We start from the raw sequence: 14,709 nt of genomic DNA, 5'->3' as shown, positions 1-14,709 counted from the left end.
TTATTTTCCCCTGAGCCCTTTAGATCAATCAGTTTAACCTACTGCTGCACCCAACTTAAAGATTGGTAAGTACATCGCTACAACTAATCCACCAACTAGAACACCCAAAACAGCCATAATCATAGGTTCCATCTGTTTTGATAGTGTATCTACTAAATCATCAACTTGTTCTTCAAAATAGTCAGCAACTTTATCCAACATTTCTTCAAGTCGTCCGGACTCTTCACCTATTTTAGCCATTTGAACAACCATACTAGGAAATTCCTGTGTGGTAGTCATTGCTACGTGTAATTGAACACCCTTAGAGGTATCCTCTTTAATTTGCAAAGTAGCTTCTTCATAAACCACGTTACCTGTGGCTCCTGCTACAGCATCCATAGCCTCCACCATCGGAACACCTGCTGCGAACATCGTGGAAAGTGTACGAGAGAATCTTGCAACAGCAGATTTATTGATGATAACCCCCATTAATGGGATTTTAAGAGATAGTCTGTCTATAAAACGATGAAATTTTTTGGATCTACGTCTTGCCTGAGTAAATCCAGCTATACCACCTATAGTCATAATAAGAGGTAACCACCAGTTGGCTTGTAACCACTCAGATAGCCCTATAACCCAAAGTGTAAAGGCTGGTAAATCAGCTCCAAAACCTTCAAATATATCTTTGAAGGTTGGAATAACCCATACAAGCATTATCACCGAAACAACTACCGCAGCAATGATAACAATAACAGGATACATCATCGCTTTTTTAACTTTGGCTTTCATTCTCTCCGTTTTTTCTTTATAGGTAGCTACTTTGTCAATCATATCTTCTAAAGTACCCGCCTGTTCTCCTGCTCGTATCAAGTTAACAAATAGACTATCAAAGTAAAGAGGATGATGGGTAAGAGCGCCTGCTAAGTCTTCACCGCCTTCAATATCTTTGGTGATTTTTTTGATCAATTCTCGCATCGCAGGTTTTTCATGACCGTTGCTAATCAATTCTAAAGATTGAACCATTGGAACGCCTGCACGCATCATCGTAGTTAACTGACGGGCAAATTGAGCAATATCGACAGGTTTAATTTTACCGCCAGTGAGTCTATTACTTTTCTTTTTAATAGATTTCGGGCTAATACCCTGCCTTCTTAGTTCAGCTCTAAGGAAGTTTTCATTCGTTGCCTGGTTCTCACCACGAATCTTTACTCCACTTTTATTAATCCCTTCCCATACAAAAGTAGGCTGATCTAATTTATTAGTTTTTTTTGCTACTGCTGTGGCCATAATAATTTCCTGATATTAATCTTTCGTGACACGTTCTAATTCAGCTAAAGAGGTGACCCCTTGTTTTACTTTGTTTAATGCTGATTGTCTTAAATCGTTGATCCCTTCTAATTTTGCTTGTGCTGCTAATTCCAATGAATTAGCACCATCCATAATCATGGTTTCCATTTTTGTAGAAATAGGCATCACTTGATAGATACCTACACGGCCTTTATAGCCATTTGCACACTCACCACATCCATTGGGTTCGTAAATTTCAATAGATTCTATCTCTTGCTCATCGAACCCAAGCTGAATGAGGGCCTGTTTTGGAACATCTTCAACTAAAACCTTACATTCCTTACATAATCTTCGAGCAAGGCGTTGAGCAACGATTAAATGAACTGAGGATGCAATATTAAATGCCGGAACACCCATATTGATTAAACGAGTCAGTGTTTCTGGAGCGCTATTTGTATGTAGGGTTGATAACAGCAAGTGACCTGTTTGTGCGGCTTTCACAGAAATTTCTGCAGTTTCAAGGTCTCGAATCTCACCAACCATTATGATATCTGGATCTTGACGTAAAAAAGCCCTTAGTGCACTTGCAAAGGTAAGGCCGACTTTATTATTTACGTTGACCTGATTAATGCCAGGTACTTGAATTTCCGCAGGATCTTCAGCAGTAGAGATATTTCTCTCTGAAGTATTGAGAATATTTAGACCTGCATATAAGGTTACCGTCTTACCACTACCGGTTGGCCCTGTTACCAGAATCATTCCATCTGGTTTACCTAGCGCTACTAAAAGGTCGCTTTTTTGTTTGTCGTCAAAGCCAAGTACGTCGATGCCTAGAGCTGCGGTATCAGAATCGAGGATACGCATTACGATCTTTTCACCGTATAAAGTCGGTAATGTATTTACACGAAAATCGATATATTTATCTTCACCCATTCTGAAGTGAATACGACCATCTTGCGGTATACGTCTTTCAGAAGTATTTAGCTGAGCCATGACTTTAATACGAGATGTCATTTTTCTCGCCAGAGCTTTTGGTGGCATACTTACCACTTGTAACATTCCATCCAAGCGGAACCTTACGCGTAAAATTTTCTCATAAGGTTCGATATGAATATCCGAAACCTTCTTTTTAATAGCATGTGATAAAAGTTCATTTAAGAACTCAGTAACATCCACACCAGAATCATCTTCTTCCTCTTCTGATTCTAGTTCATTGGTCTCAATTACAAGATCTTGGGCCGCTGTATCAGAAGAAATGGTCATTCCTGAACTAACGGCAGAATCACTGTAGTCAGGATTCAAAAGTTTTTGTAATTTAGAGTATTCAACGATGACAGGCTCTGGCATTAACTCTGTAGCAAATCTGACATCACTTAAGTGGGAGAGAAAGAAAGGATCAGCTACAGCAATTGTAATCGCTTTGCCCATTCTGAATAGCGGATAAAGCTGAGTTTTCCGCATCATTTCTTTCGGGAGTAAATTTTCAACATCCATAGCTATTTCTATGGTGTCAATATCTACCAGACTCAGGCCGAACTCTTTACTGTTATAAACAGCAAGATCGTTTTCATCGACTAATTTCCGCTGAGCCAAATGCGTCGTGATAGAAACACCCCTTTCAGTCGAATCAGCAACAGCTTTTTCTGCGACGTCTTGGGCTAGTTTCTTATCAGCAACTAATTTCTTTAGTAGGCTGGGAAGATTTTTGTTTTGAACCGTTGTCATTATTATTTAAGGACTCTGTCTCTATTATTTTATTATTAGATTTATTTAGGTAGACACATTAAGCATTCTAAAGTTACTCAAGAAGATTTGGAAGATTCTCAAGATAATCGGTAGTTTTCATTTTAATTATTAAATTGTAGTTATAGAAAATCCATTGATAACCCTAGTTAAAATAGAGAATATTTGAAATTGTGGTTTCCACCTCCATGCTTAAGAATTATTTAAAAGATATTGATGAGATTAAAACCATGAAGTCATATATGTGTATTGTTTGCGGGCTTGTTTATGAGGAAGAACAAGGGTGGCCAGAGGATGGGATTGCACCAGGAACCAAGTGGGAAGATGTTCCGGAAAACTGGGAATGCCCTGATTGCGGCGTCGGTAAGTCAGAATTTGAAATGATTGAAATTTAATCTTCAAGGATAGCGCTCAATTATCTCACTTTTCCCCTTCTATGTTATTATTTGAATCAAAATGATAATTAGGGGAAAGAATGATTAATAAAAAAAAGAAAGAGAGAAGCTGCACTACAAAGATCTCTTTAACATGTTCCTGTATCACTTCCTCTAAACGTTAAACTGGTTTTATTATGAGAATTCTCGGAATAGATCCAGGCTCAAGAATTACAGGTATTGGGATTATTGATAGTGATGGGCGTTACAGTCAGCATGTTTACAGTACCTGTATTCGTTTAGGCAATGATGCATTTCCTTTGCGTTTGGGTAAAATATATAAAGAAATTGAATTAATCATTAGAGAATTCAAGCCAACACAAATGGCAATTGAAGATGTGTTCTTATCGAACAACCCCTCCTCTGCATTAAAACTGGGGCAGGCTCGAGGAGCAGCAATCTGCGCAACTGTGATGCAGGATATTCCCGTTTATGAATACAGTGCTCGCGAAATAAAACAAGCAGTTGTGGGGAAAGGAAACGCAGATAAATCACAAGTACAACATATGGTTAAATTACTGCTAAATCTTTCAGGTAAACTGCAATCAGATACAGCAGATGGTTTAGCAATAGCTCTGAGTCACGCGCATGTCGGCTCAACTAAAATACGATTACAACAAGCTATGGAAACAATGTCGAAATGATTGGTTTATTACGCGGTAATATCTTGCAAAAGCAAGCACCAGAATTATTATTAGATGTGGGTGGTGTTGGTTATGAACTACTTGCTTCACTGACAACGTTTATCGATCTTCCAGAGATAGATAATGAAGTTACTTTATATACACACCTGATTGTTAGAGAAGATGCGCACACGCTCTATGCTTTTAGTTCGGTAGAAGAACGCGCACTTTTCCGGACCTTATTAAAAGTTAATGGTGTCGGCCCTAAGATGGCGCTTGCTATTGTTTCAGGGATGACTGCAAACGAATTCTCTCAGCGTGTTCATGCTAATGATGTTGCAGGTTTAACCAAATTACCCGGGGTTGGTAAAAAGACCGCAGAAAGATTGATTATAGAAATGCGAGATCGTTTACCAGAGCCATCCGCGCAATTAGAAGCCGACGTTTCAATTCCTGTTTCTGCAAGAAACATGGAAGATGAAGCGACCGCAGCACTTCTCGCTTTAGGCTACAAACCAACTCATGCGAGCCAAATGGTCTCAAAATATTCAAGTGATGGATTGTCTGTAGAAGAAATCGTACGAAAAGCACTTAAGGCAAGCCTATCGTGAGTGACGATCCATTCAACGACTTCGGTAGTGATCGTATAATCTCACCTGTTGCCGGTCTAGATGATGCGACCAATGATATTGAAGAAAAGATACGCCCAAAATACCTGAAAGATTATGTAGGGCAGCCAACCGTTCGTGAGCAGATGGAAATATTTATTCCAGCAGCAAAAGCACGTGGCGAAGCGCTGGATCATGTGCTTATTTTTGGGCCTCCGGGTTTAGGTAAAACGACGCTCTCACACATTATTGCGAATGAATTGAACGCAAACCTGCGACAAACCTCTGGACCTGTTTTAGAAAAAGCCGGTGATTTAGCTGCATTATTGACCAATCTTGAAGAAAATGATGTGTTGTTTGTTGACGAAATTCATCGTTTAAGTCCAGTGATTGAAGAGATTTTATATCCAGCTATGGAAGACTTTCAGCTGGACATCATGATCGGAGAAGGACCTGCAGCAAGGTCCATAAAATTAGACCTCCCTCCATTTACATTGGTCGGTGCTACGACACGAGCAGGGTTATTGACCTCTCCGTTAAGAGACCGCTTTGGGATTGTGCAGCGACTTGAGTTCTATAATGTCAAAGACCTCACGCATATTGTTAAAAGAGCTGCAGGAATCATTAATGTAGAAATTAACGACGATGGTGCCGCAGAGATTGCCTGCCGATCACGAGGCACACCTCGTATAGCGAATAGACTTCTCCGACGTGTTCGTGATTATGCTCAGGTAAAGTCAGACGGGAAAATCACCAAGGAAATATCAGATCTGGCACTGAATATGCTCAATGTCGATAATTTAGGTTTCGATCACATGGATCGACGCGTCTTGCTTGCTATTATGGAAAAATTTGATGGTGGTCCAGTAGGCGTTGAAAGTATTGCGGCCGCAATTGGTGAAGAGCGCGGCACTATAGAAGATGTGATTGAGCCATTCTTAATTCAGCAAGGATTTTTAATGCGTACACCAAGAGGCCGTGTTGCAACACGCCATGCTTGGCAGCATTTTGGTTTAAATGCTCCTAAAAGCTCTCAAGAGAGTGGCGATCTACTATAACGACCTTTTGTAACTAGAAGTTAAATCAAGAAAGCCACCCCCCACCTTTAGGGCACTTTTTTAATTAATTATTACTCGTTAATAATTGGGAATAGCAATCTACAGCTATAAAATGTTCCGTGTCTTTAGCGGCTTGATTAGAATCTGGTCTAGAAATTGATAGTAAATGTTTTACTCCAGATTTTTGCGCTGCTTTTAAAACATCTAAATTATCATCTATAAATAAACTTTGTTCTCGCGAAAAAGCTTCAGTCTTCTCGAGTTCATCCCAAAAACCATCTTCTTCCTTGGCGATTCCAATATCGTGAGAAGTGATAATACGATCAAAATATTGTTCTATAGAAACGTATGAAAACTTTACCTCAATGGTTTTTTTGTGCGCATTTGTAAGCAACACAATTCTTTTATTCAGCGCTCGAAGATGTTCAAGAAATTCCACTACATTTTCACGAATAGCAATTTTTTCTGCCACTTCATGTTTTAGACTCACAATATCCATATCCAGATTATCTTGCCAGTAATCAAGACAATACCAGTCTAGAGTGCCAGCAATCGCAGATGTCTTTTTCTCTAGCAGCTCACTTGCTTCATTAATGCTCAAACCGTGCTTTTCTGCATAGCGTTTAGGGATATGTTCTAGCCAGAAGTGGTTGTCATAATGTAAATCCAAAAGGGTGCCGTCCATATCGAGAAAAACGGTAGATATGTTTTGCCAATCAATAGGAATTGCTTTCATCTGCCTGTAAACTCCTCAGCCATGAGCGATCAAAAATTGAAAAATAAGTTACCCACCATACATCAAACCAGAAAAGTTGCCAGTAGCCGTTTATTTGAAATAGAAGCATTGGATCTCGAGTTTTCAAACGGCGAAAAAAGAGAATATGAACGATTAGTCAGTCGTGGCGTTGGCGCAGTGCTTATTGTCCCTATCCTGAGAAAAGAGGGTCAAGAAGACACAGTGCTATTGATTCGTGAATACGCAGCGGGTACAGAACGCTATGAATTAGCTTTTCCTAAGGGCAAAGTGGAAGTTGGCGAAGAAACCCTGCATGCAGCTAATCGCGAAATTATGGAAGAAGTTGGTTATCAATCAGCCAAACTAACCTTGTTAAAAGCATTGAGTTTAGCGCCTGGTTATTTGGGACATGTAACTAATATTATTTTAGCTGAAGATTTATCTGAACGTCGTGAAGAAGGTGACGAACCTGAAGAAATTGAAGTGGTTCCGTGGAAGTTAAGTGAAATAGATCAGCTCATAGAAAGAGATGATTTTGCGGAAGGTAGAAGTGTGGCGGCTGTGTATTTATTAAAACAACACTTAGCTAAAAATCCATAAACGATAAGAGCCGAAGAAATGAATCAAGAACAGCTATCAATATTATTGCCAGAAATTCGTCGTATCGCAGTAGGTGCGGGTGAAAAAATAATGGAGATTTATAAGAGTGGTTTCGACACAGAAACTAAATCTGATGATTCCCCTGTAACATCGGCAGACCTTGCAGCAAATAAATTCATCGACGAAGAATTAAAAAAATTGGACCTGCAATTTCCAATCCTCTCAGAAGAGTCAGCTCATCTTCCTTTTGAAGAGAGAGCGTCAAGAGACACCTACTGGCTGGTCGACCCCTTGGATGGTACTAAAGAGTTTATCAATCGAAGGGATAGCTTTACCGTAAACATTGCTTTAATTGATCAACATAAACCTATTCTGGGTGTTGTTTATGCGCCTGCTTTGGGTTTAAGTTATTTTGCTGGCAAAGGTCTTGGGAGTTTTAAGACTAGCGATAAAAGCTCGACTGAACCAGAAGCGATTCATTCTCGTGATGTGCCGGATACTGCTATTTTCGTCGGCAGTCGTTCGCATACGGGCGAAGATATGGTTAAGTTTCTGGAAAATTACGAAGCAGATAATGGCCAGTATGATCTGCAGAGCATGGGTAGTTCACTAAAAATGTGTATGGTGGCTGAAGGTAATGCTGATTTGTATCCGCGATTATGGCTAACCTCAGAATGGGACACTGCTGCAGCTCACTGTATATTGAATGAAGCGGGTGGAAAAATCGTGAACATTGATATGTCGCCGTTACTCTACAACACTAAAGATTCATTATTAAACCCATATTTCTTTGCCATAGGTAATAACACAGTCGCCTGGAATAAGTACCTTCCCAAGTCTTTGATTGATTCGTAATTGATAATGTAAAGCGCCCACTCGCGGAGCATAAATGCTATTTACGTTTTAAAAGAACAAAAACGTAAATAGCATTCGTAAGTAGGGGGGTGACCTAAAGGTTTTTCTTCTAGGTATTTATTTGGTTTAGCAGTTCGAGTGTCTTACTCGAGTCGTTATAATCCAGTGGTAGATATTCATATCTACCCTCTATCTCCAGCATCATGCTCGGAAATCCCTGCGCGCCAATTTGTCTGGCAAAGGTCATTTCTTCTTCAAGTTGTTGCTGGGTTTCAGCTGAATTAAGGTCGGCTGAGAAAGCTTCTTTGTCTAAGCCTAATGATTCTGCAATATCGATTAATGTTTCATCATTAGAGGGGTTTTTTGCTTTCAGATAATAGGCTTTTTGAATAGCATCGATCATCTTGCGCTCGATTTCTGGTTTTTGCTTTCGTGCTGCAATTACCGCTCTGCAAGAAGGGTAGGTCGATCTTCTCGGTTCGCATTCTTGCCAAAAATCAAAGTTGAATTTAGTTCCGGGAATATGTTGCTGGATTCGTTTCCAGTAGCCTGCAATCGCTTCCTGCATTTGCTCTGGCATCGGCTCGTCAGAGTCAGGAGCGAGTCCACCCAACAAGTATTTCACTTCAATATTGTCAGGAAGTTGCGTTCGAATTTTAGACCAGGTAGGGCTAAAGCCCCAGCACCAGCTACACATTGGGTCATGCACATAGTAAAGTATCATGAAGACAAGTATAGGAGACATTTTATGAAACAAAAACTTTTTATTATCGCAATTTTAGTCGCACTGGCAGGCTGTACTCAGGAAACCCAAAACCAGCTCGGTAGAGCATTAAATAACTGGACAGGAACCAATGGGATACTTGAAGTATACGCAGGAGAGAAATTAGTCAGACGCTTTATTAAAATAGATAAGCTAAGTACAGCAGGTGGAACTGGTAATGAGGAGCATCGACCTTATCGATATGGATATGGGTATCTCGACAAAAACCTGAATGATATTGTTGATGCAGATGAAAAGAAAAAAATCTATTTTGAATTTAGTGATTATTCCACGTCCTATATTTTCTTTGAAAGCCCTAAATAAGAGCAAAAGCCACCCCCCTACTTTGGGGCATATTTTACGGATACGAGTGTCTTAATTATCGTTAATCTTGCATAAATGTTCTCTCTAGTAATATAACTCTTAATGGTAAATCCATTAGGGGATATAAAAATGAATAAGAAAACCTCGCCGAATATTTCGGCTCTACAAGGTAAAAAAGCCTATTGCGGGCGTAAGCCTTTAACTAAACAGACCGGTTCTATTTTAAGTAAATTGATGCTTATGATCGTCATTGGTGGCATTGCTTATGGGGCTTATATTGCGAATGATAAAGGCTTGATCAACGCGAAAAAATTTACCTCATTAAAAAGTACTATTTCCAATAAGTTCTCAGGTTCTGATAGCTTCAAAGGGTATGGCGTACAGCTAATGGCAACGAAGCAGCTGGAACAAGCAGAAACGGTTATGAATGATTTTGCGCGCGACGGTTATTCGGCATTTGTTTTGGCAAGTCAGTCAAAAGGCCGGACGATTTATAAAGTCCGCCTTGGACCTTATAGCCATAAACCAGAAGCAGTCGCGGTAAAAGATAAAGTGGTGCGTCGTTATCCGCAGAATCCGTTTGTTAAAACAAGTCTGGTTATTTACAAGCCAAACTAAGTGATGGAAACAGCTTGAGATTATTTGATTTCAACGACTGTTTTTACAGAATTAGCAATAAAGCATGCTTCGTGAGCAAGGTGGTGGATTTCCGCCTCTTGCTCTTTCGAGGGTGTTTCCCCTGAATACTTGATTTCAGGGTTTAGCACGACTTTCGTCATCGCTAACTTACCTTCTTCGTTTTTCTCTAAAGTACCACTGGCGCTATCTTCATAACTATCAATGATCCATTTATTTTTCGCTGCGAAGGATAAAAAGAACAACATATGGCAACTGGATAGCGAAGCGACGAAAGCTTCTTCTGGGTCGATATTCTCGTCCACAGAATAGGGCAGGGGAACAATATGTGGAGATGAGGATGCGGCGATACTCGTGCCGCTATCAAATACCCATTGATGGGCACGGCTATATTTATTATCGGAAAAAGTTTGAGAGCCACGTTGCCAGACGACAGTGGCGTTATAGTGTGAAGCGTTATTCATATTGAAGGCCTCGTAATTTCATAAGCCACCCCCCTACTTTGGGGGTATTTTTCAGGTCAAAATTGACTGAAAACTATTAATGACCCGCCGCCTTCATCTTCTCTAGGCGTTGAGTTGCCAGTTTCACTGCATTCTCATTTTTAGGGAAATATTTCAAAACATCTTCAAAGGTTCTTCGCGCGTAAGGCCAGTTTTTTAGTGCATAAAAGCTATAGCCCAGTTTGATTGCAGCATCAGGGGCTTTGTTACTGTTCTTATACTTTTGTAAAACCTTGATAAATTCATCTACCGCACCTTTGTAGTTATTGTGCGAGTACATGATCTCACCAATCCAGTACTGCGCATTAGCTGCAAGTGGACTATTTGGCTGCATTTTTATGTATTCTTGAAATGCTTTGGTTGCAGCAGTAGGTGAAGAACCCATCTTATTAAACGCAGCTTGATAGGTTTCTTTCTCGTAATCTGTCGGTGCTCTAGGGCTTGACTGACTAGATCCTGATGCTGTGGTGCTCGCAGTTGGCTCGGGTTTAGCTTCCTCTGTTTTTGCCGCTGCAGGTTTCTCAGCAGCTGGTGTTTTGGCCGCAGGAGGTGTTTGTACAGAAGGTTTCGCCACTTCAGGTTTTGCTACAGGAGTTTCTTTTTTCTCAGGTGTTGCTGCAGGAGTTGCAACGGCAGGTTTGGGGTCAACCACTTTCACTGTCGGCTCAGGTTTTGTTTCTGAGCTGGCTGCGCCCTGACTACTACTACTGGCTTTAATGGTGTTAGAAAGCTCATCAATACGTTCGTCAACATTAAGAAAACCCTGTTTCTGGGTTTTCTTTAATTGTTCGATTTGATTGGTGAGTACTTCATTTTCACCGTGAAGCTCTCTGGTTTTCTGCTCTAACGTTTCTAAGCGCTGAAAAATTTGGATGATTGACTCCGTGTTTACTTCAGCAAAACTCGGAGTAAAAAATACAAATAAACCCAGGATTAGCCCTAAGCTTAAGTTTTTCATAGGATTCCTTTCATTATTTTATTCATCTATTATTTTCGATCTGTTTGTTTCGATCTAGCCCATTTAGTTCTATGGCTTGTCATCTATTGATAATCAATAGTCATCGTATTTGATTTCAACACGACGGTTTTTCTGCCAAGACTCTTGAGATTGTCCACGTACTATCGGGATTTCCTCACCGTAACCTATGGTTTTTATTTGCGAACTAAGTGCCCCTTGAACGCCCATAATATTCTTTACCGATTGCGCACGTGACTCGGATAATGCCACATTATATGCACGTGATCCACGTTCATCAGCGTGGCCTTCCAGACGCATTTTAAGGCTAGGGTATTTTGCCAGTAGTTTAGCGTGCGTATTGATTAGCACCATGTACTCTGGGCGAATAGCGGCTTTATCATAATCGAAGTAAATGATTCGTTGTGAAAGTAAGTTATCAGGGTTGTTTAACCCAGCTAACGTAATATCATTTGTATTATTACCGTTATTTTCACCGGGTAAATAATTAAAGTTAGAACGATCACCCTGGCTATCTTTAGAATTAACACCTGAAGCGCCACCAGCGCCTACTGTTCCGGTTTTAGTGCCATCTTCAGTGGTAGTTGAGCTGGTGATAGAACCATCAGCGGTAGTATCTTTATCTACATTCTGACTACTACAACCAACAATGGTTAATGCCGATAGTAGAATAGGTAAAAAAACTAACTTTGTTCTGATACTTCTCATATTTGATTCCTTTCTTGCGTGTGAATTTGATTATATATTAATCACATAAGGTTGGTGACTTAAGCTTAGTGACTTTAATTTTTTCAGTAAAATTAGTGATTTAAATAAGGAGACCATGCAGGCTCTCTGATATCACCAACTGGAGAGGTTAGAAACTGTCTCGCTTTTGAGTTATCACTGACAACCGCTAGCGAGTTTTCCCCGTTTTTCATGGTTGTGTATGCAACCATCGCGCCATTAGGAGACAGAGTGGGTGACTCGTCTAAGGTGCCATTTGACAGGAAGTCTTTACCTTCTCCGCTCAGTGATTTAATAGCTACATTGTACGCACCACGATTTCCTGTGATAAATGCCAGTTTCTTGTTGGCGATATCAGCAGCACTGTTGTATTTGCCATCAAAAGTCAGTCTTTTGGCTTTGCCGCCTGTTGCCGCAATTTGATACAGCTGCGGGCTGCCACCTCGGTCAGAGGTAAAAACGATCGAATTTGTGCCACTCCAGCTAGGTTCGGTATCAATCGCCGATGAGGTTGTTACGCGGGTAAAATCGCCACTTTTGGCATCAACTATGTAAATATCTGGGCTTCCATTAAATGAAAGACTCATGGCTACTTTGGTACCATCAGGAGACCATGCAGGCGCGCTATTGCTCCCTTCGCGAGAAGAAAGCATAAACTTTTCTCCGGTGAAAATATCCTGAACATAAATAGCAGAACTATTATCTTCAAAAGAGACATAAGCTAGTTTTTTGCCATCTGGAGACCACGCTGGAGACATAATGGGTTGCTTGGAGGTTAAAATAACCTGTGGTTTATGCCCATCAGCATCAGAAACATATAATCTAAATTGACGATTGTCGCTGGTTTTATTGGTAACCGTTACATAAGCCAAACGCGTATCAAATGCCCCTTTTTCACGAGTGATTTTTTCGTAAATTTTGTCAGCCGCTTTATGGAAAACACGTCGAGGATTGGTATTTTTAGAGATGGTATAGGTTGTTTTAGCATTATCAGAAGTGCTGATTAATTCAACTTGAAGACCGCCTTCATGCTCTTTGCCACGAACAATATAATCTGTAATATCGTTGTATTCACCGCCATTTAATTCTCCACCAAAAGCGCTTAAGTTAGTTATTTTTGAACGCTCAATGATAGTGAAACGACCACTACGTTTAAGATCACCTTCAATCACACCTGTCGCGCCACCGGGAATATTCCCGATATATATAGGAATACCGTCGTCGCTGGTTTTAGAGATCGTTAATTCTAACTCTGCAAGCGCAGGGACGCTGCTAGCAAGTAAAACGACAAGCGCTACGGGTTGCAATAGCAAACGGGATAGAGAAGGGGATAGAAAATGCGATAGAAATTTTTTAATCATAATTGATTAGTCCATTTTAAACGTAATAGTTCGATCTGATTTGCTTAAATTATATTTGCTCGGCGGTCTGGGTAACGGTTCTGAGCGTTCGAACGCTTCTTTCACCGATGCGCAAAACTCAGGATTGCCACTACAGGATTTTATCTGTATCCCGCTTGAAATAAAGCCACTATTAGAAATGGTGATTCTAACTTTTGCCTGTTCTCCCTTTGTTCCTGGAGGTGGATGCCAACGCCTTTTTACGTGTTGCTGTATTTTTCCACCCCATGAAACCAAAGCACCGTATTTAGCTTTTTCTAACGATTTGTTTCTAGCTGCTGCTTCTGCATCAGATTTTCTTTTGGCATCTGCGGCGGCGGCTTCTGCTTTTTTCTTCGCTTGAGCTTCTTGCCATTTACGATGATATTCCGCTTTCTTTGCCGCTAATGCTTCAGCTTTTTCACGTTTAGCCTTTTCTGCTGCAGCTTTGGCTACCGCTTCTTTTTCCGCTTTTTCTTTCGCAGCCTTAGCACGTTCTGCTTCCTCTGCTTTTCTCTTTTCTGCGAGTTTGCGTTCGGCAGCTTCTTCAGCCTCTTTCTCTTTTTTGCGCTCGGCTGCGAGTGCTGCGGCTTTTTTCTCAGCTTTTTCTTTGGCTAGCCGTTCCTGTTTCTTTTCTTCTGCTCTTTTCTTAGCGGCTTCTTTCTTTGCCGCTTCTTTCTTGGCTTTGTCTTTAGCTTTCTTTTCAGCAAGTTTTTGAGCTTTGCGTTCAGCTTCTTTTTCGGCTTTTTCTTCTGCCTTTTTTTCCGCCGCTTTTTTAGCAACTAATTTTTCCGCTTTTTCGCGAGCTTTCTCTTTTTCTATTTGTTCAGCTTCTAATTTTGCCGCCTGTTCTTTTTTCTCTTGTTCCTTAGCTTCCGCTTCAGCCTGTGCTTTTTCAGCTTGAGCTTTTTCTGCCTCATCTGCTTTTCTTTGGGCTTCTCGTTCTGCGATCGCTTTTTCTTGCTCTGCGGCTTCGCGTTCCAGACGTTCTTCTTCCTGTTTAGCTTCTAACTGAAGACGTTTTTTGTTGTCGGATTCTTTTTTCAGTTTTAATGCTTGAGCTGCTGCTAGTGCCGCTTTTTGTTTTTCAGCCTCAGCTTTCTTTTGTGCTTCGGCTTGTTTTTTTGCTATTTCCTTTTTTTCCGCGGTGGCTTTTTTCTGCGCTTCAGCGATTTTTTGTTGTTCTAGTTTCTCTGCCTTTTCCCTGGCATCCGCTGCTTCTTGTTTCTCTTTGATAATTTGTTTTTCAGACGGTTTTGCTGATTCTTCCTCGGCAACATTATTTGCCTGAGTTTCTAAAGAACCTTCGGTGATAATCGCGATTGGAATTCCGGCTTCGTGAAGATCTGGCTTCTCGGACCAATCAAAACTGAAAAAGAATAATCCACCCAATAACAGGTGCAAAATAATTGCGCCTAGTACTGCCCCCGGGTGTCTTAATAGTACTTTTAACATGTCTTTTTATTGCTTATCTTGTAG

17 protein-coding genes are annotated in these 14,709 nt (G+C 40.6%); 8 read left to right on the top strand and 9 right to left on the bottom strand.

Annotation, left to right across the window (positions count from 1 at the left end; translation table 11 throughout):
* Positions 1-33: 33 nt before the first annotated feature.
* Complete coding sequence (locus OO007_RS03330) at positions 34-1,266, bottom strand: type II secretion system F family protein (RefSeq protein WP_325807739.1); 1,233 nt, start codon at positions 1,264-1,266, stop codon at positions 34-36.
* Positions 1,267-1,281: 15 nt separating this feature from the next.
* Positions 1,282-2,991, bottom strand: a complete 1,710-nt coding sequence (gene pilB, locus OO007_RS03325) for a type IV-A pilus assembly ATPase PilB (protein ID WP_325807738.1) — start codon at positions 2,989-2,991, stop codon at positions 1,282-1,284.
* 248 nt (positions 2,992-3,239) lie between these two features.
* On the opposite strand from pilB, the gene OO007_RS03320 reads away from it, so the two are divergent.
* From OO007_RS03320 to ruvB, 4 genes are all read left to right on the top strand, one after another.
* Positions 3,240-3,404, top strand: a complete 165-nt coding sequence (locus OO007_RS03320; protein ID WP_131905052.1) for a rubredoxin — start codon at positions 3,240-3,242, stop codon at positions 3,402-3,404.
* A 176-nt stretch (positions 3,405-3,580) separates the two neighbouring features.
* Positions 3,581-4,087, top strand: coding sequence for a crossover junction endodeoxyribonuclease RuvC (gene ruvC, locus OO007_RS03315; protein ID WP_325807737.1), 507 nt, complete (start codon positions 3,581-3,583; stop codon positions 4,085-4,087).
* Entirely contained in the window at positions 4,084-4,677 is a 594-nt protein-coding gene (ruvA, locus tag OO007_RS03310; RefSeq protein ID WP_325807736.1) for a Holliday junction branch migration protein RuvA, read from the top strand. Before ruvC ends, ruvA begins: the two co-directional genes overlap by 4 nt.
* A complete protein-coding gene (gene ruvB, locus OO007_RS03305) occupies positions 4,674-5,732 on the top strand; it encodes a Holliday junction branch migration DNA helicase RuvB (RefSeq protein ID WP_131904591.1) in 1,059 nt (352 codons plus the stop codon). Before ruvA ends, ruvB begins: the two co-directional genes overlap by 4 nt.
* Before the next feature lie 64 nt (positions 5,733-5,796).
* Here ruvB and yrfG read toward each other — a convergent pair whose 3' ends face one another.
* Entirely contained in the window at positions 5,797-6,468 is a 672-nt protein-coding gene (gene yrfG / locus OO007_RS03300) for a GMP/IMP nucleotidase (protein ID WP_325807735.1), read from the bottom strand.
* A 21-nt stretch (positions 6,469-6,489) separates the two neighbouring features.
* Here yrfG and nudE point away from each other — a divergent pair, with 21 nt between their 5' ends.
* Together nudE and cysQ are read left to right on the top strand one after the other, a co-directional pair.
* On the top strand, positions 6,490-7,068 hold the full coding sequence (gene nudE, locus OO007_RS03295) for an ADP compounds hydrolase NudE (protein WP_325807734.1): 579 nt from the start codon (positions 6,490-6,492) through the stop codon (positions 7,066-7,068).
* A gap of 18 nt (positions 7,069-7,086) precedes the next feature.
* Positions 7,087-7,923, top strand: a complete 837-nt coding sequence (gene cysQ, locus OO007_RS03290; RefSeq protein WP_325807733.1) for a 3'(2'),5'-bisphosphate nucleotidase CysQ — start codon at positions 7,087-7,089, stop codon at positions 7,921-7,923.
* A 109-nt stretch (positions 7,924-8,032) separates the two neighbouring features.
* Here the strand turns inward: cysQ and OO007_RS03285 are convergent, their stop codons facing one another.
* Entirely contained in the window at positions 8,033-8,668 is a 636-nt protein-coding gene (locus OO007_RS03285) for a DsbA family protein (RefSeq protein ID WP_325807732.1), read from the bottom strand.
* Between the two features lie 3 nt (positions 8,669-8,671).
* Between OO007_RS03285 and OO007_RS03280 the strand changes: the two genes are divergently transcribed.
* Both OO007_RS03280 and OO007_RS03275 read left to right on the top strand, forming a co-directional pair.
* Positions 8,672-9,010: a hypothetical protein gene (locus tag OO007_RS03280; RefSeq protein ID WP_325807731.1), complete on the top strand. Its 339-nt coding sequence runs from the start codon at positions 8,672-8,674 to the stop codon at positions 9,008-9,010.
* Positions 9,011-9,139: 129 nt separating this feature from the next.
* Positions 9,140-9,628 (top strand): SPOR domain-containing protein, encoded by a 489-nt coding sequence (locus OO007_RS03275; RefSeq protein ID WP_325807730.1) that lies wholly within the window; start codon positions 9,140-9,142, stop codon positions 9,626-9,628.
* A 20-nt stretch (positions 9,629-9,648) separates the two neighbouring features.
* Here the strand turns inward: OO007_RS03275 and OO007_RS03270 are convergent, their stop codons facing one another.
* The 5 genes from OO007_RS03270 to tolA form a co-directional block, all read right to left on the bottom strand.
* Positions 9,649-10,110 (bottom strand): OsmC family protein, encoded by a 462-nt coding sequence (locus OO007_RS03270; RefSeq protein ID WP_325807729.1) that lies wholly within the window; start codon positions 10,108-10,110, stop codon positions 9,649-9,651.
* 76 nt (positions 10,111-10,186) lie between these two features.
* A complete protein-coding gene (gene ybgF / locus OO007_RS03265) occupies positions 10,187-11,107 on the bottom strand; it encodes a tol-pal system protein YbgF (protein WP_325807728.1) in 921 nt (306 codons plus the stop codon).
* Positions 11,108-11,200: 93 nt separating this feature from the next.
* Positions 11,201-11,833, bottom strand: a complete 633-nt coding sequence (locus OO007_RS03260) for an OmpA family protein (protein WP_325807727.1) — start codon at positions 11,831-11,833, stop codon at positions 11,201-11,203.
* Positions 11,834-11,925: 92 nt separating this feature from the next.
* Positions 11,926-13,212 (bottom strand): Tol-Pal system beta propeller repeat protein TolB, encoded by a 1,287-nt coding sequence (tolB, locus tag OO007_RS03255; RefSeq protein ID WP_325807726.1) that lies wholly within the window; start codon positions 13,210-13,212, stop codon positions 11,926-11,928.
* A 6-nt stretch (positions 13,213-13,218) separates the two neighbouring features.
* A complete protein-coding gene (gene tolA / locus OO007_RS03250; RefSeq protein WP_325807725.1) occupies positions 13,219-14,685 on the bottom strand; it encodes a cell envelope integrity protein TolA in 1,467 nt (488 codons plus the stop codon).
* Positions 14,686-14,709: the final 24 nt, after the last annotated feature.

The organism is Cocleimonas sp. KMM 6892, from assembly GCF_035798195.1.
GTDB lineage: Bacteria > Pseudomonadota > Gammaproteobacteria > Thiotrichales > Thiotrichaceae > Cocleimonas > Cocleimonas flava.
Note: the sequence above shows the minus strand (reverse complement) of the source record. Positions and strands in the feature narration are given on the sequence as shown.